Raw genomic sequence first — 20,154 nt, forward strand, 5'->3', positions numbered from 1 at the left:
TGGTGATGGGGCAAGGCGAGCCCCGGTCAGGAACGGGCGACCTGACGTCCGAAAGCCGATTCCTGCTGGAGCAGCTCCGCGAGGGGCGCGGGGTGCCCGAACAGGAAGCCTTGCATCATCGGACAGCCGAGGCGGCGCAGATAGTCCTGCTGAGGCGGCGTCTCGACGCCCTCCGCGACAATGTTCATTTTCAGGCCGCGTGCCATCGAGATAATCGCGTTGACGATGCAGGCCTCGCCCTCGGTACAGAGGGTGTGGGTAAAGCTGCGATCGATTTTCAGGGTGTGGACCGGCAGCTTCTGCAGATAGCTCAATGACGAATAGCCAGTACCGAAATCGTCCACTGCAATCTGTACCCCGGCATCGGACAGTCGATTGAGTTTGGCGACGGTGTCGTGGGCGTCGCTTATCAACAGGCTTTCGGTGATCTCGATCTCCAGTAACTCGGCGGGGAAACCGGTTTCCAGGAGCAGCCCGAGGACACCATCGACAAAGTCATCGCGTTCGATCAGCACCGGTGACAGGTTTACCGCGAGCCGCAGGTCCGGTGAGCATTGATGGGCCGCTCGGATGTCGCTGAGGGCACTGCGCAGGGTCGCGCGATCCAGGTCGACGATCAGGCGCGTGTCCTCGGCGACCGGGATGAATTCGGCTGGGCCAAGCACGCCGCGATCGGGGTGATCCCAGCGAATCAATGCCTCGACCCCCAGGAGCTGTCCCGTTTCCCCGTCGACCTGCGGCTGGTAGAGGACATGAAACTCTTCGCGCTCCAGTGCCCTGCGCAGGTCCTGTTCCAGTTGCAGGCGGTGGGGCGTGTTGCCGTGCATCTCGGGGGCGAAGACCCGGATGCCGTTTTTCCCGGTGTTCTTTTCCCGGTACATCGCGATGTCGGCGTGGCGGATCAGGGCCTCGAGCGTGTCGCCCGCCTCGGGGTAGATGGCGATGCCGATGCTCGCGCCGACGTACAGCTCGTGGTCCCCGCCCAGGTGAAACGGCGTGTTCAGGCTCTCCAGGATCTTTTCGGCTACCTGTACGGCGGCGTGCTGGTCGCTGATGTCCGGCAGGAGCAGGGTGAATTCGTCTCCACCAAAACGCGAGAGCGTGTCTCCCTTGCGGATACAGCCGAGGAGGCGCTGGGCGACGGCCTGCAGCAGGCGGTCGCCGATGGTATGCCCCAGGGAATCATTGATCACCTTGAAGCGGTTGAGGTCGATAAACATCACCGCCAGCGCGTGCCCGTGGCGTTGCGCATGGGCGATGGCGACATCGACCCGGTCGCGGAACAGGGCCCGATTGGGCAGGCGGGTGAGCAGATCGTGGTAGGCCTGAAAGTTGATAAAGGCCTCGGACTCCTTGCGGTCGGTGATGTCGCGCGCGGTCCCGTAGATGAGCGCCTCGCCGCTGTCGTCGCTGGCGGCCGTCGGCCACACCGCAACTTCGAAATAGCGACGGGTTCGGGCCATCTCCCGCGGCTTCAGCGCCAGCTCGACAGAGCGGATATGGGCATGGCTGCGCCCGGCCTGTTCGAAGAAATACTCCGCCTTCTCTTGGTCGTCCGCCTCGACCACGTCGAGGACCCGGGTATCCAAGAGATCCTGGCGGGAGTAGCCGAGCAGTTCGTGCACGCGCGAGTTCACGAAGCGAAAGCGTCCCTTGCGGTCCAGGATGAACACGATGTCCGGCGAGTTGTTGACGATCAGCCGGTGCAGGCGCTCGGAACGCTCCAGACGTGCCCGCATGTTGCGGTTGGCGTCTTCGAGCTCTTTCTTGTGCAGGGCGTTGCGGACGGTCGCGAGCAGCTCGTCGGGCTGGTAGGGCTTTTTCAGGTAGTCGGAGGCCCCGTCGCGCAGGGCCCCGGCGACATCGTCCACCGAGGTGTTGCCGCTGATGACCACGACGGGAACATTCAGCTCGGTGGCCTGCATGAAGCGCAGGACGTCCCGCCCGTCCAGGTCCGGCATGGACAAGTCGAGTAACAGCAGATCGGGGGGCGCACGCCGGAGAATCTCGATGGCGCTCCCGCCCCCCGGCGCGGTTTCTACTGTAAAGGACTGAAGCTCCAGTAGATTGCGCACACTTTCCAGAAGGCGGGGGTCGTCGTCGACGACAAGGATGCGCGGTGTGTCTGCTTGGCCGGACTCAGTCATATGCGGGCTCCCGCCGTTGTCTCGCATCACGGTCTCTGGGCTATCCCTGCCTCGTCCGGATTTTCCCGATTTCGGCCTCGCGATGCGGGAGGCGAATCTCGAACCGCGTTCCGTCGCGGTCGCTGTCGCAATGGATCTGGGCTCCGATCTCGTCCGCCAGGCGGCGGACAATGCTCAGGCCCAGCCCGGCATGACCCTCGCCCTTCTTCGACTCGACCGGACGGTAGTGGGCCGCGCGAATCTCGGCGGGGAGCCCCGGGCCGTCATCCGCGACGACCAGAGTTACCGTTTGTTTCCCATCGACTACTTCGGGGCCCTGCGTCTGCAGGCGAATGCAGCCCCCGGGGGGCAGGGCCTCGGCGGCGTTCTTGAGGAGGTTTGTCAGTATCTGGCGTACATGATCGCCAGGAACGGACAGGGGGGGATCGCCGGGTGCCAGATCGAGCTCCAGCTGGATGCCGCGCGTGCGGCACAGCGAACGATCCACGATATCGGTCACATCCTGGACCAGGCGATTCAGCGTGACCACGGGGCCTGTGATCTCCTGCTCGGGGTCTTGCAGTCGCAGCAGTATGCGTCCGACGCGATCAATCTCTTCCTTGATCAGGGTCAGTTCGTGGTTCGCCTCGTGCTGTTCTCCAAGCTTTGCATTCAGCACGCCCAGATAGTTCTGAATGATACTGAGCGGATTGCCCGCCTCGTGCAGGGTCTCGCGGATTCGTTCCTGTGTCAGGTCGTCGGTGCGTGTTCCTTCGGGTGGCACGCTGTGCGCTGTGTCGGACACCAGCGAGCGCGCAATCTCGCGTGCCAGCGCCTGGATGAACTCCGAGCGGGCTTCCAGGGTCTGCGCCCGCTCCCGGTCCAGCCCGAGGACCAGTACGCCCGCGGGTGGGATTCCGGCTTCCGGCACAAGGGGAAAGGCCCAGATCACTTCGGCGTCGCACAGCCGAAACAATTGCTGATCGATGACCGGCACGGAGGTCTCGCTCGTCAGTTCATGGCGACGAATCTCGCGTTCCAGCAACGTGTCGGTCACCAGGCTCCGGCCAGGCAGCAAGGGCAGTGTGAAGTCGGGGTCGTCTTCCTCGCCGAGCCAGGCGGAGACCGACGTGCCTTCCGCATCCGCAAGGAACATCAGGCTGTGTTCGATCCCCAGCGTCAGAAACAGGGTCCGCTGGGCGGCCCGGCTGCGCTCGCGCGGCCCCTCGGAGCGCTGCAATTCTCCAGTCAGCCGTTCCAGTTCGGTCAGATCGCGCACGCGCATCCCCAGTGCCTCGCGTGCGGCTTGATCGGGATCGGCCTCCGGGTCTTGTGTCGGGGTGGACCCCGTGTCCAGTTCGATGCCCAGGGAGCCTGCGACGCGGGTGACATCGTCTTCGATCCGGGTGCGCAGCTCTCGGGTCAAGCCTTCGTTCAGGCCGAACAGATCATGGGCGGCGGCCAGGGCCTGGTCGCCGATGGTGTCGGGTGCCTCGCGGCCGAGGCGATGGGCGAGGTGAACGATCTTGACCAGATGGTGTGCGTCGCGGACCTGCTCGGTGGGTTCCAGGTGGAAGCGCACGGCGTCGGAAACAAAGCCATTCAGACCCCACTGAGTCAGATGTTCAGTGGCCAGTTCGGCATGGTGCTTGCCATAGGTTGCGCGTTCGCGGGCCACCAGCTCGCGGTCATCGGCACTGCCCGCGAGCAGCGGCCAGTAGCGTGCTTCGTCGGTCGCCAGTCGCATCAGCTTGCCCAGATCGACCAGCAGGCCCGCCAGGTAGGCATCCTCGGGTCGCGCGTAACGCGTTAGCGAGGCGAGGACCTGGCCGAGCATGGCGGTGGTCAGGGCGCGGCGCCAGATGATGCGCAATGCGCCGGCATGCCGGGGTCGGTAGTTGCCAAAAAGCTGCTGGATGGCAGCCGTCAGCGCCAGGCTGCGCACGGTATCCAGCCCGAGGCTGAACAGTGCACGGTCGATGGTGCGACATGGGGAACCGCGGTAATAGAAGGGGGAGTTGGCGGCCGCGAGGAGGCGGCTGGTCATGCCGGTGTCACGCAGGATGGCGCGGCTCAGGGCTTCGAAATCGGCCTCTGCTGAATGGCTGGCGTCGAGAACGGAAACCAGGGCCTGAGGCAGGCTGGGGACTGTTTCCGTCGTCCTTGCCGTATGCGCCGTGGCCATGCTCCTCCCCGGGGACCTGGTCGGTGCCCTTTGCCTTGCCCCGATCCGTGGCTGGTTCGCGGCGTTCGTCCGTTATTCCCGACTATACTGCTGGGGCTTGCCTTGTGCCAGTGATTTCGGTAGACCGGGTGTTAGGCGTCCGTGAAGCCGCCGTCGAGGCAGGGAGCTTTGATGTCCGCGAATCACCCGGGGTCCGGCAGTAACCCCACCCAGACACCCCTACCCCGCGTGCTGGCGGTCACCAGTGGCAAGGGTGGGGTGGGCAAGTCCAGCATTGCGGTCAATCTGGGGATCACGCTGGCCCGGGCGGGGCGCAGGGTCTGTGTCCTGGACGCGGACACAGGGCTGGCGAACGTCAATATCCTGCTGGGGCTGCACCCTGAACAGGGATTGCCCGAGGTGCTGGCCGGTGAATGTCCGATCGAGGATGTGCTGCTCGACGGGCCGTACGGGATGAAGGTCATCCCGGGGGCGTCGGGTATTCGCGATTGCGTGGAGTTGTCGCCGGCGCGCCAGCGGCGCCTGGTGACCGAGCTGGCGCGAATCGAGCCGCAGTTCGATGACCTGATCCTGGATACGGCAGCGGGGATTGGTGATACCACGCTGGATTTCGTCGCCGCTGGGCACCAGGTCCTGCTGGTCATTACGCCGGAACCGACCTCGCTGACCGACGCCTTCTCCTTGTTGAAGGTCGCGCTGCGCCGGCATCCGCTGAATTGCCAGGTGGTCGTAAACATGGTGGCGGATATCAGCGAGGCACGTGCCGTGTTTCAGCGCTTTGGCGGCGCGGTGGAGAAATACCTGGGCATCTCGGTGGGGTTTCTCGGATTCATCCAGCGTGACGAGAGCCTGCGGGCGGCGGTGACCTTGCAGCACCCCGTCGCGATGTTCTCGGAGCATGATCCATCGGTACGCCCGTTTCAGCGCCTTGCGCAGGCCCTGAACGATCTCTCCTGGGATTCCTCGAACAGCCACTCGTTCAGCCGGTTCTGGTTCCGGCAGTTACTGCGGGCCCCCGATCCGCATGAGGAGGCGGACAGTGGTTCGGGGTCGGAGGTGACATTCCCCGAGCGGCCGCCTGCCGAGCAGGGGCCCGCCTCGCCTTCGGTCGCGCCGATGTCCGAGCCCGGCGATGACACGAAAGACCGTTTCGAGACCCTGCGTCAGGCCTTTCGGGCGTTGGCGCACGAGGTTGACGAACCCTGCGCACTGGCCGACTGGATTCAGACACTCGAGGCCGACTATCGCGATCGCTTTGGTATTCCTGCGGTGGACCCCGAGAGCCTGATCGAATGGATGATCGAGCATCCGGGCACCTGCGAAGGGGTGCTCGCGCGTATCCGCGCGCTTCTGGAGCAGCCGCAGGTCGAAGAACAAGCCACGGAACCGGGGGCCGCTTCCGATAATGTGGTCACGCCCGATTTCGGCCGCTATGGCCCCTTGGCCAGTGACCGGAAAACGCCCATGCCGAAACCCGATGCGGTGCACCGGCTGGACGTGGCCCTGTTCGGGTCTCAGCAGGACCTGATGGAGTGGCTGCGCGATTCCCGTGACCAGGGCCAGCTGCTGATCGAGCAGTTGGAACGCCGCGGAAACGGAGAGGATTCCACCGACCCGTCCGGACTACCTGGGTCCGAGGAGCAGCCAGGCGATCAGCCCCGCTACCGGCAGGAACAGCAGGATCAGAATCCACAGTAGCTTGACCACCGGCCCCGCTGGACTCTGGGCGGTGCGGACAATGGCCCAGATCACGATGAACAGCCAGATCAGGCCGAGAATTCCGGTGACTTCGATACCCATGGGGGCTCCTTGTCGGCGCGCGTGCCGTGTCCATTGAGCGTATCACCATGGCAGGTGGCCGGGGGACGGCCAATCGAAAAGCAGTGCACCGTGTCGCGGTTCGCCGAACCGGCTATGCTGCGGCACTTTTCTCAAACGGGCGATCGGTGAGCATGAAGATCTGGGTAGACGCGGACGCCTGTCCCGCGGTGATCAAGGAGATCCTTTTCCGGGCGGCCAACCGTACCCGGGTGCCGCTGACCCTGGTGGCCAATCAACCGCTGCGGACACCGCCCTCGAAATGGATCGACGCCATTCAGGTCGGTGCCGGCTTCGACGTGGCGGACAACGAGATCGTGCGGCGGCTGGAGCCGGGGGACCTGGTAATTACCGCCGATATCCCGCTGGCGGCCGAGGCGATCGCCAAGGGCGCCCAGGCCCTGAATCCGCGCGGCGAACTGTACACCGAGGGGACGATCCGCGAGCGCCTCAGCATGCGCGACTTCATGGACACGCTGCGCTCCAGCGGCGTGGATACGGGCGGCCCTGCCGCCTTCAGCCAGGCTGACCGCCAGGCCTTTGCCAATCAGCTCGACCGCCTGCTGACGCGCCAGGCGAAAACGCGCTAGGTGTGATCTCTCAGCGTTTGCCCAGTGGTGTGGTCAATCCATCGAGACTGACCGCGTTCTTTTCCGCCCAGTAGCGTTCCAGGCCCTCGGGGCCCTTGCGCTCGCTCCACTCGGTCAGGGTCGGGCGTGGCTGGAGTTCGCCCTCGGGTACGCCGAAGCCACAGGAGGTCTGAATGCGGTGGATCTCCACGTCGATCATCTGCCGCGTTCCGGCATGTTCAGGGAAAGCGCTGTACAGGGATTCCCAGTCCCCATCGCCCGGGAGCAGGGTGCGCCCGCGGCCGTACAGTCGGAGAATCTTCGGCCTTCCGGAAAAGGCACAGAACATCAGAGTAATACGGCCGTTCTCGGCCAGATGGGCGGAGGTCTCGTTGCCGGAGCCGGTCAGGTCGAGGTAGGCCACTCGATGGGGGCCGAGAACGCGCAGGGTGTCCAGTCCCTTGGGAGACAGGTTCACGTGACCATCGGCCGCGAGCGGGGCGGATCCCACGAAATAAATCGGCTGTTCGAGGATGAAGGCGGTGAGTCGTTCGTCCAGGGCAGGGAAGGTCTTGGCCATTGCATTACCGGCTCGGATGGGGTGAATCGAGACGTGGAAGGCATGTTTCGGTACCCTCGTGAGCGTACTACAACGTTGCCTCTTTCCGGAGATTTACATGACTCATTTGCTGCGCCCGTTGATCGTGATCCCGTTCCTGGTGTTGGGCCTCGCCGCCTGCGGTGGTGGCGAGCGCGTCTCCGAGGTGACGCTGGCGCAGCTGGCGGGCGCGGCCGCGGACTTTGACGGCGAGATTGTGCAGACCGAGGGGGTCGTCAAGCGCTTCGACGAGGACCCTGACCGACTCCACTACTGGCTGGAGGACGAGGATGTGAATCGCGTGGCGGTCGAGCCGCACGAAGAGGTGTCCGACCAGCTCGGCGAGCACATCCGTGTGGTGGGGCGTTTCAGCTATCACCCGGAAGAAGGGCGCCTGATCGAGATCGATCCCGCCGCAACGGCGGCGCTGAATGCCAACCCCTGATCAGGGCAACACTGGTACGGAATGACAACCCCGATTCGCAAGCCTTCGGAGGAGCGATGAGCGACTGGATCGACGTGGCACCCGCCGACAGCATCGAGGATGGCGACCACCGCCTGGTCGAGACGGCCGGGACCGAGGTCGCGGTCTTCAACCTGGATGGTGAGTTTTTCGCGGTCGAGAACCTCTGCACGCACGAGGAAGTGCCGATCGCCGATGGCGAGCTGGAGGACGACTGCATCACCTGCCCGCTGCACGAGGCGCAGTTCTGCCTGCGCACCGGCGAGGTGATGGAGCCACCGGCGGAGGACCCGCTGACCCGCTTCCCCACGCGCGTGCACGAGGGCATGGTTCAGGTCGGCTCCGAACCGCTCGACGACTGACCATCATCCTGCAGCGATTGCCCGCAGGTGGTGCAGAGCGGAATCTGGTAGCTGTTATACCGCTTCACGACCTGTACACTACCGAGCTAACACTGGGCTAACGGCCGTGCTGCGGCCGGTCGCGAAGGCGGGGCGCATGGCGGGAACGGACTCCAGGGATCAGGGAAACTACCAGGACGACACGGCGATCTGGAGCGGCCTGTCGGGGCTGTCCGAGGCGCAGCGGTCGGAGCTGGCCGCAGGCATAGCCCCGCGTGTGGTCGATCACCTGGATCAGTGCCTTGATTGGGTCGCGACCGAATGGGGTGCCGGGCGCGCCTGGGGCGACCATGCCGGCGATGCGGTCGAATGGGCCAACCAGCTCCACGCCTACCAGTACGTGCTGCGACGCGAATTCGAAGAGGCGCTCGAGCACGATCTCCGCACCACCACCTATCCGCCCCACTATGACTTCTCGGGGACCCAATATGCCGGTGGCGATTCCGGCCTGCAGGTCCTCGACGACTACCAGTCCACCCGACGCTCCCTGCGGCACAAGCTCGAGGGCGTGATCCGCGCGAACAACCGCTACTCCTATTACATGTTCCAGCAGGCGGCCAGCGAGGGGCACCGGTTCGAGCATGCCGGCTGGGCACCCTGGTCCCCGCTGCACTGGTACGAGCGGCTGATCGAGACCGCCGAACGCCAGTTCGGCCGCACGGCGATGACCCTCGACCTGATGCGGGCCTACGTGCAGTGCATGGGTCGTACCGGCGCCCCGATGCTGGCCTTCGTGGTCGAGACGATCGACGAGTGCGGGCTGGTGACTGAACCGCCCCGTAGCCCGGAGGCCCAGGAATCGGAGAGCGTGCCCCAGCAGCGCGCGAGCTGGGCCCACTACACCGGCGCCAGCCCGTCGCGGTCAGCCCCCGAATCGACTGCCGACGGTGATCCGGCGGCGTTGGGGCTGGGTACGGCGGGCTCCGCCGGGGCCCGAGAAATGCCGACGCCGGATGCGGATCCCGCTGCCTGGGCCCAGTGGGCACGTGCCCTGGTGCAGGCGCAGGGCATGCCCCGGAGTGCGCCGCATGCGGCGGGCGCGCCGGACGGGGGTGGCGCGGCAGGTGCCCCCGCTCCGCACACGGATGGCGAGCGCGCCGAGCCGGGATCCCCGGATTTCTCGCGCGAATCGCTGACCCCGTTCATCCTCGACCTGTTGCAGGGGATGTTCGACCACATCTTCCGCCAGGTCGGATTCAACTCGCGCGTGCGGGCGGCCATTGCGGACATGCAGTTCTCGCTGGCGCGGGTGGTGATCCGTGATCTCTCCTTCTTCCGCGATCGCTCGCACCCTCTGCGGTTGTGGATCGGCAGCCTGATCAACACTGGCGTGCGGGTCAGTCCGGACGACCAGGCCGAGGGCAACGACGCCATCGAGGCCTATGTGCGGCATATCCAGGAATCGGTGAATCGCCTCCGCCACGAGGCCGACAGCATGGACCGCGATGCCGCGCAGGCCCTGCTGGACGACTGGCTGTTTGCGATCGAGGAAGAGGACGCGCGCTGGCAGGAGCAGCAGGATCCCCATATCGATCCGCTGCGCCAGGAGGAACGCGCGGCGCGCGCCCGGCGCAGCCTGACGATCTGCGTGCTGGAGACGGGTGCCGAGCTCCCGGAACGCTCGGCCGAGGAGATTGCCGAGGCCTGGGAAGACCTGCTGGCGGCCGATGGTGATGCCGCCAAGCAGCTGGATCAGACGGTCAAGGACGTAGCCAAGGCGATCTGCAAGCGCGCGACCCCGCAGGAGGTCAACCCGATGGTGCAACGCATCGTGGCGACCGCGCGCGAGGGCGGTGTGTCCGAGGAGCGTGTGAAGGCCGTGGTGCAGCACCTGGGGCAGGCCCACCTGCAACGGATCCGGGCCTCCGGAGACGAGCCACGCTTCGACCCGCAGGAGCGCATCCGGGCGCGCCGTTCCGTCCGCTTTGAAGACGACGACCCGGACCTGCTGACGGACCAGGACGACCCCTATGTGTTCGAGGCCTCGCGCATCCAGGTCGGGGACTGGTTCGAATTCATCGACAAGGCGTCCGGCGAGACCCAGCGCATGGCGCTGGTCTGGCGCGGCGAGGCCACGCGCCGCTTCCTGTTCCTGTCACTGGATGGCGTGACCAGCCGCCGCCACAGCCTGCAGGGCGTGGCCCACGAGATGCGCGAGGGCCGCATGCGCGCGCTACCCCGCGACAACCCCCTCGACGCGATGATCCGCTAGCGCCGGCTCCCCCGGAGCGGTTGTGGGAGCGGGCTCGCCCGCGAAGCCCCTGCCCGCGCTCTCATTCAGCGCACTCCTCATCCCGCGGGCAGTAGCGCAACGCCAGCACGGTAATGTCATCCGCCTGCGTGGCGCCATCCGCGAAACGCTCGACGGACTCCAGTACCGCATCGACCTGCCCTCGCGCCGGTCTCGAGGCGATCTCCCCATACAGCTCGAACAGCCGATCCTCGTCGTACAGGCGTTGTTCCCCGTCCGCCGCCTCGGTAACCCCGTCGGTATAGAGCAGCAGGGCATCGCCCGGGCCCAGCTGGACGGTCTGCACCGGATACTCCATGTCTTCCATCGCCCCCAGGACCAGCCCCGGCGGCAGCTTCAGCCAGTCGTATGTGCCATCGGCGCGGCGGATCAGCGGCGGGTTGTGGCCCGCATTGGCAAGACGGACCTCGCCACTGCCCAGATCCAGTACCCCGCACAGGTAGGTCACGAACATCCCGTTGTCGTTGTTCAGGCACAGCTCGTTGTTGACCCGGGCCAGTATTTCGCCGGGGTCGCGCGGGTCCTGCTCGGCGATACCCTTGACCAGGGTCTTGGTCACGGCCATGAACAGCGCGGCCGGCACGCCCTTGTCGGAGACATCGCCGACCGCGAAGAACAGGGCGTTGTGCTCGCGCAGGGGGAAGAAGTCGTAGAGATCGCCGCCGACCTCCTTGGCCGGGATGAGGCGCGCCGCGAGGTCGATACCCACGTCCAGGTCGGCGAGGTCCAGCCGCTTGGGCAGGAAGCTCATCTGGATGTTGCGGGCGATCTTCAGCTCGCTCTCCATGCGCTCCTTGGCGGCGGTGGTCGCGGTCAGGTCGTTGATGTAGTCCTTCAGGGACAGGCGCATCTCGTCCAGCGAGTGGGCGAGCTGCCCCACCTCGTCGCCGGTGCGGATCGGCGGCAGGGGCCGGTCCAGGTTGCCGCGCGCGATTTCGCCGGCGCTGCTCGCCAGGCCCTTCAGCGGGCGGGTGATCCCGCGCGAGATGCCGGTGATGGTGCCCAGCAGAATGAAGAAGCCGAGGGCGGCGATGATCAGCACCCAGTGCATCACGCGCAGGATGTCCCCGAACAGTTCGCGCTCCGGGATGATCACGCCCACTGCCCAGTTCGCCTCGGGCAGGCGTACGTGGTAGAGCCGCGCGGGCTCCTCCAGCAGCACCTCCGGCACGCGCGAGAAGCCCTCGTCGGTGCGCTGAATGTGCCGCCCGAGTTCGCGCAGCTCCGGCTCGTCCAGGGTCTCGGCCAGGCTGAACAGGCTCTCGCGCATGATCCAGTCGCGCTGCGGGTAGGTGATAAAGCGCGTGCGCGGGCTGACCAGAAACGCGAAGCCGCTGTCGAAGATCTCCACTTCGTCGACCCGCTCGGTCAGGGCCGGCAGTTCGATATCCATGGTGACGATCCCGCGTAACGCCTCCGCGTCGTCAGGGTCGAAGAAGGGACGCGAATAGGTGGTGATCAGACGGTCCGGATCGGCGGCGGAGGGGAACGGCTCGGTCCAGAAACCACTGCGCGTGAGCGCCGGGATCTGGTACCAGTCCCGCGTGAAGTAGTCGAAGTCGTCGCCGCCCAGGTTCATGCGTTCGATGCCATCCGGCGTCTCGTAGGAGAACGGGCCGAAGTAGCGCTCGTCGGGGTCGGCGGCATAGGGCTCGTAGGTCACCGCCGTGCCCTGCACCGCATCGGACTGGAGGGTCACGTCGTCCAGCACGGGGAACAGGCCGTCGGGCCGGATCTGTCCCGAATTCAGGGCGCTGGCAAGGCCCTGTGCCGACCCGGCGACCTCGTTCAGCGACGAGCGAATGCGGTTGGCGGTCGCATGGGTCAGCTCGCGCGCCTGGTCCTCGGCGTGCTCCAGCATGATGTCGCGCACCATGAAATACAGCGCGCCGGAGGAAATGAAAAAGATCGAGCCGGTCGTCAGCAGGGTGACCAGCGCCAGGCGGACCGCAAGGCTCTTGCGGCCGTTCATTGCGCGAGGTCCCGGTGAAACTGTTCGTACGGCACCGGCTCCCATTCCAGATGCCCGAGGTTGCGCATCAGACTCACGGCCAGCTGGTAGTCCTGCCGGTCCAGTTCCGGACCACGGAGCTCGTCGTCTTCCAGGTAGAGCGGACGCAGTGCCTCCAGCATCAGGCGCTGGTGGGCGCGGTTGGTCGGCTCGCCGGCACGGATGACGCGATCCATCACCGCGTCCATCGCGGCGTCCGGATGGGCGAATGCGTATTCCCAGCCCCGAAGCGAGACCTCGACGAACGCGCGAATATCGTCGGGGCGTTCGCGCAGCGTCGATTCCAGGACATAGATGCCGTCCTCGGCCAGGCCCACGCCATGATCCTCCAGCGGCATCACCTCGATCTCGTCCGGATCCAGGCCGCCGAGATACAGCTCGACCAGCTCGTTGTAGCGAGTGGCGGTGGCGGCGGCGACCGCGCCGGTGCGCAATGCGGCCATCGTCGCCCCCTGGTCGACCGTCTCGGGCTGCACCCCGTAGGTGCGGAACAGGGCCTCCGGCTGCAGGCTGAAACTGGCCCAGCGCGAGACGCGCTCGCCGTACAGATCCTCCGGTACCAGGATCCCGGACTCCGCCAGAGATACCAGCACCAGCGAAGAGTCCTGGATCAGTTGTGCCACGTTGACCACGTCCACGCCCTGTTCGCGCAGTTCCAGCGCCTGCGTGAGATAGAGCAGAGCCACGTCGGCGTCTTCGTTGGCCAGCGTGGCGGGGGCGGGGTGTTCCGCGCCGTGCGGGAGGATTTCGAGCTCCAGCCCGGCGTCCTGATACCACCCCCTGTCCTTGGCAAGGTAAAAGCCGGCGAACTGCGCCTGGGGTACCCAGTGCGGCTGAAAGCGCAGGGTCTGGGGCTCGGCCGCTACGCTACCCGCGCTCAGCAGCAGAGCAGCCAGCACGGCAAGGGAGAGCCACACAGCGCCATCGGGGCGGCTCGTGGCCAGGCTCAGGGGTTGGGCGTATGCGGCATCCATGCGGTCGGGGCTCGCCATGGCCTGTTGCGACCGCGCCAGCATAACGAGGCTCGGCGAAGGGCGCACCCGGACTGGGTGCGCGTGCCGCTTGCTGCAGTGCGTTGCGTCCGAGGTCGGACGGTGCGGGTCAATCGCGATCATCTCGCGCAGGCGGCGCCCGCAGCCCCGTCACAAGGGGGCCGTCAACTGGCGGGTGCGCAGATGTGTGGCGCCAATGACTGCGGCCGGTACCAGCAACAGATTCACCAGCGGGACCATGGCCAGCAACGTCGTGCCGGCCCCAAAAGAAAGGGTTTGTAGTCGGCGCCCCCGTAGCCGCTGACGTACCGCCGCGAATTCAAGGCCGTCGTTGGCCAGCGGGACCTCCATGAACTCCACTGCCAGGACCCAGCTGCCGTACAGGAACCAGGCTGCGGGTGCGAGCAGGTTGAGCCCCGGAACGAAGGTGATGATCAGCACCGGGATCAGCAGCAGGGCGTAATACCCGAGCTTGCGCGCAGCGGTGGCCAGCGCGTGCAGGAACTCCGCGGTCAGCGAGCGGGGCGCGGCCAGGGGTGGGTGGCCCAGCCCTTCGGCCGTGCGGTAGGCCAGCGGCCCGGAGAAGGGGCTGGCCACGATCGCGGCCAGGGCCACGGCGGAAATCCCGATTACCAGCAGCAGGAACAGCGCGAACAGCGGCCACAGCAGCCATGCCAGCCAGTCCCAGGCCTGCGGCAGCCAGGCGGCCAGAAAGGCGTCAAAACCCACGGCCGCCGCGGCGACGAGGGCCACCACCAGCAGGATATTGATGATCAGCGGAACGATCACGAGCCCGCGCAGCGCGGGCTCGTGCACGCGTGTCAGGCCCCGGAACGGGGCGAGAAACGCGTAAAGCGGCGAGAGGGGCGCTGCCCGCTCGCTCAGCGGCGGGCCCCGAACACCGTCAGGACCAGCCCGACAACGGCCATGATCCCGCCGCCAATGAAGTACATGCGGGTCTCGTCGGTGTAGCGGCCGGTGAGGGTCTCGTGCAGCTCCTCGCCCAGGCCTTCGGTGGCGTTATAGCCCATCACCAGCAGGATGACGCCACCCACCAGCAGGGCGATTCCCAGAATTCGGCTCCAGTGCATGTGTGCGTCCTTTTGTTGCTGTGGTCCTGTGCCTGAATGTAGCACCGATCTCCGGCACCGGCGGTGACGCAACCAGAGAAACGCGCATATCCCTGGTTGCGCAGGAGGCCAGCCCTCTGGCCGATGGGGCTTGTCCGGCATCGCATCGCGCAGGGGGTGTCTTGCGTAGGAGGCCAGCCCTCTGGCCGATGGGGCCTGTCCAGCATCGTATCGCGCAGGGGGCTGCGCTCCTACAGGGGGTGTCTTGCGTAGGAGGCCAGCCCTCTGGCCGATTGCCGTTGGCCCTCAGCGAGAAGGCGAGAAAGCCTCCAGGCCCATGCCGATGCGCGCCAGGCGCGCGGCGCCGTGTGCCGCATCGTCGTTGTCCGCGGTCATAACCGGGATCCCCAGGATGCGCTTGCGGATGCGCGTCCAGGTGGGGTTCGCGGCACCACCACCCAGGGTGATCACGCGCTCCACGCGCGGGGCCCCGAGCTCGGTCAGGCGCTGGTAGCCGTCACGCTCGATGCGGGCGATGCCCTCGAATAGCCCCTGAAGAAAGCGTGCGTCATCGTCAGGGCGCGGGGTCAGCCGCGGCTCCAGTTCCGGATCACTGACCGGAAAGCGCTCGCCCCGTCGAGGCAGGGGCAGGTAGTCAAGGCCGGTATCCGTGTCCGGGTCCAACTGAGTGCTCAGGTGTTCCAGCGTGGCGTCGTCAAAGTACTGGCGCAGTACCGCCCCACCGCTGTTGGAGGCACCGCCGACCAGCCACTGGCCGAACAGGTGATGGCTGTAGATGCCCAGCTCGGGGGCATAGACGGGCTCCGGCGAGAGCTGCTTGATCACCATGGTCGAGCCCAGACTGGTCACGCCGGTCCGGTCGTCCTCCACACCGGAGGCGAGAAAGCCGGCGATGCTGTCGGTGGTCCCGGCGATCACCCGCGAGGCGGGGTTCAGGCCCAGGTGCTGTGCCATCTCCGGAGAGATCGGCCCCAGGTTCGTACCCGGCGATACAACTTCCGGCAGCAGGTTGGCATCCGTTGTCAGGATGTCCTCCAGCCAGTCCGGCCAGCCCTGCCAGAGGGCGTCGTAGCCAAGCTTCAGCGCGTTGTTCTCGTCCATCAGGTCAAAGCGCCCGCGCAGGCGCCCGGCGATCCAGTCGGCCTGGTGCAGCACGCGACGCACCCCGGAGAGGCTCTCGTGGCGGCGCACCCACAGCAGCTTTGCTGCAGAGGAGCTGGGGCTGTGCACCGCCGACCCGCTGGGCGCGACCCCGGCGAGGATCGCGGTCATGTCGGTGGCGCGGGCGTCGTTGTACATCATGGCCGGCCGTACCGGCCGGCCATCGGCATCCAGGAACAACAGCGTGGCGGAGGTGCCGTCCACCGCGATCGCGACGGGTTCGCCCTTCAGGTGCTCGGCGGCCTCACGCAGCAGTTCGCGTACCAGGGTCCACCACTGGGCGGGATCCTGTTCCGCGATGCCGTCTCCGTCCGTCTCCGACTCCGGCAGATCCCGCGCGGCCGAGTACACCCGCTCGCCGTCCGGATCCACCAGTGCCAGGCGGATGCCGGAGGTGCCCAGGTCAAGGCCGATCGCGTGCATTGGAGTCGGCTACAGGCCCGAATGCAGCGGGCTGCGCCCCGGCGGCGGGAGCGTGACCCGCTCCGGTGGTGTCCAGCCGGGCTGGCGGTGTTCGGCCACCACCGAGGTGTAGATGCCGCCACGCACGTTGAAGTACGAGGTCAGGCGCATGAAACGCGGCTCCGTCGCCGCGACCAGATCCGCCAGGATCTGGTTGGTCACCGCCTCGTGAAAGGCCCCCTCGTCGCGAAACGACCACATGTAGTTCTTCAGCGACTTCAGCTCCACGCATTTCTGGTCGGCCACGTACTCCAGGTGCAGCTCGGCGAAGTCGGGCTGGCCGGTGGCCGGGCACAGGCAGGTGAACTCCGGGATGCGGATATAGATCGCGAAGTCGTTCTCCGGCGCCGGGTTGTCGAAGGTCTCCAGGGTCTTGCTCGGCTGGCTGGGCATGTCGGTTTCTCGTTGCGGGTCCATTCATGTGGGAGCGTGCTTGCACGCGAACGTTACCGGCACAAGCGTGTACCATTCTACCCCCGAGTGTCCTGACCGCGGATTACGCCGAACGTGCGACTCGCCCGAATCAAGCTGGCCGGCTTCAAGTCCTTCGTCGACCCGACGACGCTGGTGCTGCCCGGAAACCGGGTGGGCATCGTCGGGCCGAACGGCTGTGGCAAGTCGAACACCATCGACGCCGTGCGCTGGGTGATGGGCGAGTCCTCGGCCAAGCACCTGCGTGGCGACTCCAGCGAGGACGTGATCTTCAACGGCTCCTCCAGCCGCAAGCCGGTCGGGCAGGCGTCGATCGAGCTGATCTTCGACAACTCCGACGGGCGCCTGGGCGGCGAGTACAGCGCCTATGGCGAGATCGCCGTGCGCCGTGCGCTGACGCGCGATGGCCAGTCCAAGTACTTCCTCAATGGCCAGCGCGCGCGCAAACGCGACGTGGTGGACCTGTTCCTGGGCACCGGACTCGGCCCGCGCAGCTACGCGATCATCGAGCAGGGCATGATCGCGCGCCTGATCGACGCCCGCCCCGAGGAACTGCGCGTCTATCTCGAGGAGGCCGCCGGCATCTCCAAGTACAAGGAGCGCCGGCGCGAAACCGAGAACCGCGTGCGCCACACCCGCGAGAACCTGGAGCGCCTGGACGACGTGCGCGACGAGGTCGCCAAGCAGGCCGAGCGCCTCAATCGCCAGGCGGCGACTGCCGAGAAGTACCAGACCCTCGCCGCCGAGCGCCGGCAGAAACGCGCCGAGGCGATCCTGCTGCGCCTGCGCGCGCAGGAACAGGAACTGGAGGCGAGCCGGCGTCGACTGCAGGCGGCCGAGACCGAGTTGGCCGGCACCCAGGCCGAGGCGCAAAAGATACGCACCGAGACCGAACATCAGCGTCAGACGCGCGTGGACCTGGAGGCGGCCACCACCGAGGCGCAGTCCGCCTACTACGATCGCGCCGCCGAGGTCTCGCGCCTGGAGCAGTCGATCCGCCATGCGGAGGACGAACTCGCCCGCGAGCGCGCCGAACTGCAGCAGCTGGAGCAGCGCCTTCAGACGGCCGGAGAGGCCTTCGCCGCGCTGGAGCAGCGCCTTACCCAGGCCGAACGCGAGCGCGACCAGCGCCAGCAGGAGGCGAACGCCGCGGAGGCCGAGCGCGAACGCCTGGAGGCCGCGGCAGAACAGGCGGAAACCGAGTTTCAGGCGGCGCGCGAGGCGCAGTCCGAGTGGGAACGCGCCCTGGCCGAGCCGCGCCAGAATGCGCAGCTCGCGCGTTCGCGCATGGATCACGCCGAGCACCAGCTCGCGCGCCTGGAGCAGCGCCGCGAACGACTCGACGCCGAGCGCGCGGCCCTGCCGCAGACCCACCCGGGCGAGGAGGCCGAACGGCTGCAGGGCGAACGCGATGCCCTGGCCGAGCGCCTGGAGCAGCTGCGCCAGCAGCGCGAGCAGCAGCAGGAACAACTGAACCAGCTCACCGAGGCCCGCCGCGAGGCCCGCGACGCCCTGCACCAGGCCGAGCGCGAGGCGCGCGAGGTCGCGGGGCGTCTGGCGGGGCTGGAGCACTTCGCCGGCGAGGACGACCCGGCGCAGACGCGCGAGCGCCGCGAGGCCTGGGCACGCGAACAGGGGCTGGACCTCTCGCGGCCCCTGGTGCAGCAGCTGCAGGTCGATGACGGCTGGGACACGGCCGTGGAGCTGGTGCTGGGGGCCTGGCTGGAGGCCGCCGTGCTGGACGCGCCCGAGGCCACGCAGGACTGGCCGGATGCCGCGCTGCGCCTGGTGAGTACGCAGCCGGATGCCGACGCGGCGACTTCGGACGACTCGCTCGCCGCCCGCGTGCGCGGCTCCGCGGCCGTGACGCAGTGGCTGTCACACATTCACTGCGCGCAGGATCTGGACGAGGCCCGGCGCCGCCTCGCGAGCCTCGCAGCAGACCAGAGCGTGATTACGCCCGACGGCACCTGGATGGGGCCGGGGTGGGTCGCGCATCGCACGCTGGAAGGCGGTGCCTCCGGCGCGGTCGCGCGGGTGCGGCTCGCGCGCGAGCTGCGCGAGCAGGAACAGCAGCTGCAGGCGCAGATCGACCAGCACCAGGCGACCCTGGCGGAACGGGGCGAGGCCATCGATGCCGCGCAGGCCGAGCGCGACGGGCTGGATGCCCAGCTGCGCGAACAGCAGGGCGAGATCGACGAACGCGACCGGCGCATCCAGCGCCTGCGCGATCAGGCCCGGCAGCTGGAGCAGCAGCAGGCGCGGATCGACCGCGAGGCGGGCGAGCTGGAAGAAGAAACGGCTCGCGCCCGGGAGCAGTTCGAGACCGCGCAGCAGGAACGCAACCAGGCCCTCGCCACGCTGGAAACACTGGAGGCCGACCGCGGCACACTGGAGAGTCGCCTGGAGGCCGCGCGTGACGCCCACAGTCAAGCCCGCGATGCGGTCCGCGAGGCGCGCGATGTTGCCGGGCGTTCACGCATGGCGGAGCAGGAGGCGCGCCACCGGCTGGAGCGCGAGCAAAGCGAACGCGAGCGCCTGGAACGCCAGCGCGCGGAGGATCGCGAGCGCCTGGAAAAGCTGCAGCAGGGCCTGGCCGGGCGCGAGGGGCCGCTGGAACAGTGGCGCGGAGACCTGCAGGCTGCCGCGGAGCAGCGCCAGCAGGCAGAAGGCCGGCTGACCCGCGCACGCGCGGATCTCGAGGCCTGCGATGCGCGGCTGCGCGAGCTCGCCACGCAGACCAGCGAGCTGGACAGTCGCGTCGAGGTGCAGCGTTCCACCTGCGAGGAGCTGCGCCTGGATCAGCGCGAACGCTCGGTGCAGATCGAACAGCTGAAGAGCCAGTTCCAGGAGTCGGGCTTCGAGGCCGGGCCGCTGGCCGAGGGGCTCGCGGAGGATGCGACCGTCCCGGCCTGGGAGCAGGCGATTGCGGAGCTCGACCGCAAGATCGAGCGGCTGGGTCCGATCAACCTGGCGGCGATCGACGAGGCGCGCAGCCTGGAGGAGCGTTCACGCTATCTCGAGGAGCAGCATGCCGATCTGATCGAGGCGCTGGAGACGCTGGAGGCGGCGATGCACCGCATCGACCGCGAGACGCGCCAGCTGTTCAAGCAGACCTTCGATCAGGTGAACGCCGGGCTGGGGCAGAAGTTCCAGCGCCTGTTCGGCGGCGGCGAGGCGCGCCTGGAGATGACCGGCGACGACCTGCTGGATACCGGCGTGACGATCATGGCGCGCCCGCCGGGCAAACGGCTCTCCACCATCCATCTAATGTCTGGAGGCGAGAAGGCGCTCACAGCATCGGCGCTAGTGTTCGCTATCTTTGAATTGAATCCGGCACCCTTCTGCATGCTGGACGAGGTGGATGCGCCGCTCGACGAGGCCAACGTCGGGCGTTTCTGCGAGCTGCTGGAGGACATGTCCGAGCAGATCCAGTTTATTTTTATCACCCATAACAAGGCCACGATGGCGATGGCGGAACAGCTGATCGGCGTTACCATGCACGAACCGGGCGTCTCGCGCCTGGTAAGCGTGGACATCGACGAGGCCGTCGAACTGGCCGAGGCCTGATCCCTGCGATCCCACGGGTTGGGG

At 67.1% G+C, this 20,154-nt stretch carries 16 protein-coding genes; 6 read left to right on the forward strand and 10 right to left on the reverse strand.

Translation table 11 applies throughout. The features are described from left to right. Nucleotides 1-26: 26 nt before the first annotated feature. Entirely contained in the window at nt 27-2,147 is a 2,121-nt protein-coding gene (locus G372_RS0105335; protein ID WP_019624455.1) for a putative bifunctional diguanylate cyclase/phosphodiesterase, read from the reverse strand. Nucleotides 2,148-2,187: 40 nt separating this feature from the next. Further along, on the reverse strand, nt 2,188-4,311 hold the full coding sequence (locus tag G372_RS0105340; protein WP_019624454.1) for an HDOD domain-containing protein: 2,124 nt from the start codon (nt 4,309-4,311) through the stop codon (nt 2,188-2,190). Nucleotides 4,312-4,482: 171 nt separating this feature from the next. On the opposite strand from G372_RS0105340, the gene G372_RS0105345 reads away from it, so the two are divergent. Continuing rightward, entirely contained in the window at nt 4,483-6,009 is a 1,527-nt protein-coding gene (locus G372_RS0105345; RefSeq protein ID WP_026340408.1) for a MinD/ParA family protein, read from the forward strand. Here the strand turns inward: G372_RS0105345 and G372_RS13850 are convergent. Next, a complete protein-coding gene (locus tag G372_RS13850; protein WP_081621284.1) occupies nt 5,935-6,111 on the reverse strand; it encodes a PLDc N-terminal domain-containing protein in 177 nt (58 codons plus the stop codon). The genes G372_RS0105345 and G372_RS13850 overlap by 75 nt on opposite strands. 152 nt (nt 6,112-6,263) lie before the next feature. On the opposite strand from G372_RS13850, the gene G372_RS0105350 reads away from it, so the two are divergent. Next, nucleotides 6,264-6,719, forward strand: coding sequence for a YaiI/YqxD family protein (locus G372_RS0105350; RefSeq protein ID WP_018865155.1), 456 nt, complete (start codon nt 6,264-6,266; stop codon nt 6,717-6,719). Between the two features lie 10 nt (nt 6,720-6,729). On the opposite strand, the gene G372_RS0105355 is transcribed toward G372_RS0105350, so the two are convergent. Then, complete coding sequence (locus G372_RS0105355) at nt 6,730-7,278, reverse strand: pyridoxamine 5'-phosphate oxidase family protein (protein WP_019624452.1); 549 nt, start codon at nt 7,276-7,278, stop codon at nt 6,730-6,732. A 97-nt stretch (nt 7,279-7,375) separates the two neighbouring features. On the opposite strand from G372_RS0105355, the gene G372_RS0105360 reads away from it, so the two are divergent. From G372_RS0105360 to G372_RS0105370, 3 genes are all read left to right on the forward strand, one after another. Further along, nucleotides 7,376-7,741 (forward strand): hypothetical protein, encoded by a 366-nt coding sequence (locus G372_RS0105360; protein WP_018865157.1) that lies wholly within the window; start codon nt 7,376-7,378, stop codon nt 7,739-7,741. 56 nt (nt 7,742-7,797) lie between these two features. After that, entirely contained in the window at nt 7,798-8,121 is a 324-nt protein-coding gene (locus tag G372_RS0105365; protein ID WP_018865158.1) for a non-heme iron oxygenase ferredoxin subunit, read from the forward strand. A 136-nt stretch (nt 8,122-8,257) separates the two neighbouring features. Continuing rightward, nucleotides 8,258-10,372: a DUF1631 family protein gene (locus tag G372_RS0105370; RefSeq protein ID WP_020008839.1), complete on the forward strand. Its 2,115-nt coding sequence runs from the start codon at nt 8,258-8,260 to the stop codon at nt 10,370-10,372. A gap of 61 nt (nt 10,373-10,433) precedes the next feature. On the opposite strand, the gene G372_RS0105375 is transcribed toward G372_RS0105370, so the two are convergent. The 6 genes from G372_RS0105375 to queF form a co-directional block, all read right to left on the reverse strand. Further along, nucleotides 10,434-12,383 (reverse strand): SpoIIE family protein phosphatase, encoded by a 1,950-nt coding sequence (locus G372_RS0105375; protein ID WP_019624450.1) that lies wholly within the window; start codon nt 12,381-12,383, stop codon nt 10,434-10,436. Next, nucleotides 12,380-13,438 carry an ABC transporter substrate-binding protein gene (locus G372_RS0105380; RefSeq protein WP_019624449.1) on the reverse strand — a complete coding sequence of 353 codons (1,059 nt, stop codon included), beginning with the start codon at nt 13,436-13,438 and terminating at the stop codon, nt 12,380-12,382. The genes G372_RS0105375 and G372_RS0105380 overlap by 4 nt, the downstream gene beginning before the upstream one ends. A 126-nt stretch (nt 13,439-13,564) precedes the next feature. Next, entirely contained in the window at nt 13,565-14,239 is a 675-nt protein-coding gene (gene cysZ, locus G372_RS0105385) for a sulfate transporter CysZ (protein ID WP_081621283.1), read from the reverse strand. A 56-nt stretch (nt 14,240-14,295) separates the two neighbouring features. Next, on the reverse strand, nt 14,296-14,505 hold the full coding sequence (locus G372_RS0105390) for a DUF3185 family protein (RefSeq protein ID WP_018865163.1): 210 nt from the start codon (nt 14,503-14,505) through the stop codon (nt 14,296-14,298). Nucleotides 14,506-14,790: 285 nt separating this feature from the next. Continuing rightward, entirely contained in the window at nt 14,791-16,089 is a 1,299-nt protein-coding gene (locus G372_RS0105395) for an FGGY-family carbohydrate kinase (RefSeq protein ID WP_019624447.1), read from the reverse strand. Between the two features lie 9 nt (nt 16,090-16,098). Beyond that, nucleotides 16,099-16,521, reverse strand: coding sequence for a preQ(1) synthase (gene queF, locus G372_RS0105400; protein WP_019624446.1), 423 nt, complete (start codon nt 16,519-16,521; stop codon nt 16,099-16,101). 114 nt (nt 16,522-16,635) lie between these two features. Here queF and smc point away from each other — a divergent pair, with 114 nt between their 5' ends. Further along, nucleotides 16,636-20,130, forward strand: coding sequence for a chromosome segregation protein SMC (gene smc / locus G372_RS0105405; protein WP_019624445.1), 3,495 nt, complete (start codon nt 16,636-16,638; stop codon nt 20,128-20,130). Nucleotides 20,131-20,154: the final 24 nt, after the last annotated feature.

Source organism: Thioalkalivibrio thiocyanoxidans ARh2 (assembly GCF_000385215.1).
Classification (GTDB): domain Bacteria; phylum Pseudomonadota; class Gammaproteobacteria; order Ectothiorhodospirales; family Ectothiorhodospiraceae; genus Thioalkalivibrio; species Thioalkalivibrio thiocyanoxidans.

Excerpts from the sequence above, each read along its gene's own strand:
- G372_RS0105360 (WP_018865157.1), top strand. The coding sequence starts at position 7,376 with ATGACTCATTTGCTGCGCCCGTTGATCGTGATCCCGTTCCTGGTGTTG.
- G372_RS0105380 (WP_019624449.1), bottom strand. The coding sequence starts at position 13,438 with ATGCTGGCGCGGTCGCAACAGGCCATGGCGAGCCCCGACCGCATGGAT.
- G372_RS0105390 (WP_018865163.1), bottom strand. The coding sequence starts at position 14,505 with ATGCACTGGAGCCGAATTCTGGGAATCGCCCTGCTGGTGGGTGGCGTC.
- G372_RS13850 (WP_081621284.1), bottom strand. The coding sequence starts at position 6,111 with ATGGGTATCGAAGTCACCGGAATTCTCGGCCTGATCTGGCTGTTCATC.
- G372_RS0105365 (WP_018865158.1), top strand. The coding sequence starts at position 7,798 with ATGAGCGACTGGATCGACGTGGCACCCGCCGACAGCATCGAGGATGGC.
- G372_RS0105395 (WP_019624447.1), bottom strand. The coding sequence starts at position 16,089 with ATGCACGCGATCGGCCTTGACCTGGGCACCTCCGGCATCCGCCTGGCA.
- queF (WP_019624446.1), bottom strand. The coding sequence starts at position 16,521 with ATGCCCAGCCAGCCGAGCAAGACCCTGGAGACCTTCGACAACCCGGCG.
- G372_RS0105345 (WP_026340408.1), top strand. The coding sequence starts at position 4,483 with ATGTCCGCGAATCACCCGGGGTCCGGCAGTAACCCCACCCAGACACCC.
- G372_RS0105375 (WP_019624450.1), bottom strand. The coding sequence starts at position 12,383 with ATGAACGGCCGCAAGAGCCTTGCGGTCCGCCTGGCGCTGGTCACCCTG.
- G372_RS0105355 (WP_019624452.1), bottom strand. The coding sequence starts at position 7,278 with ATGGCCAAGACCTTCCCTGCCCTGGACGAACGACTCACCGCCTTCATC.
- G372_RS0105340 (WP_019624454.1), bottom strand. The coding sequence starts at position 4,311 with ATGGCCACGGCGCATACGGCAAGGACGACGGAAACAGTCCCCAGCCTG.
- G372_RS0105335 (WP_019624455.1), bottom strand. The coding sequence starts at position 2,147 with ATGACTGAGTCCGGCCAAGCAGACACACCGCGCATCCTTGTCGTCGAC.
- G372_RS0105350 (WP_018865155.1), top strand. The coding sequence starts at position 6,264 with ATGAAGATCTGGGTAGACGCGGACGCCTGTCCCGCGGTGATCAAGGAG.
- G372_RS0105370 (WP_020008839.1), top strand. The coding sequence starts at position 8,258 with ATGGCGGGAACGGACTCCAGGGATCAGGGAAACTACCAGGACGACACG.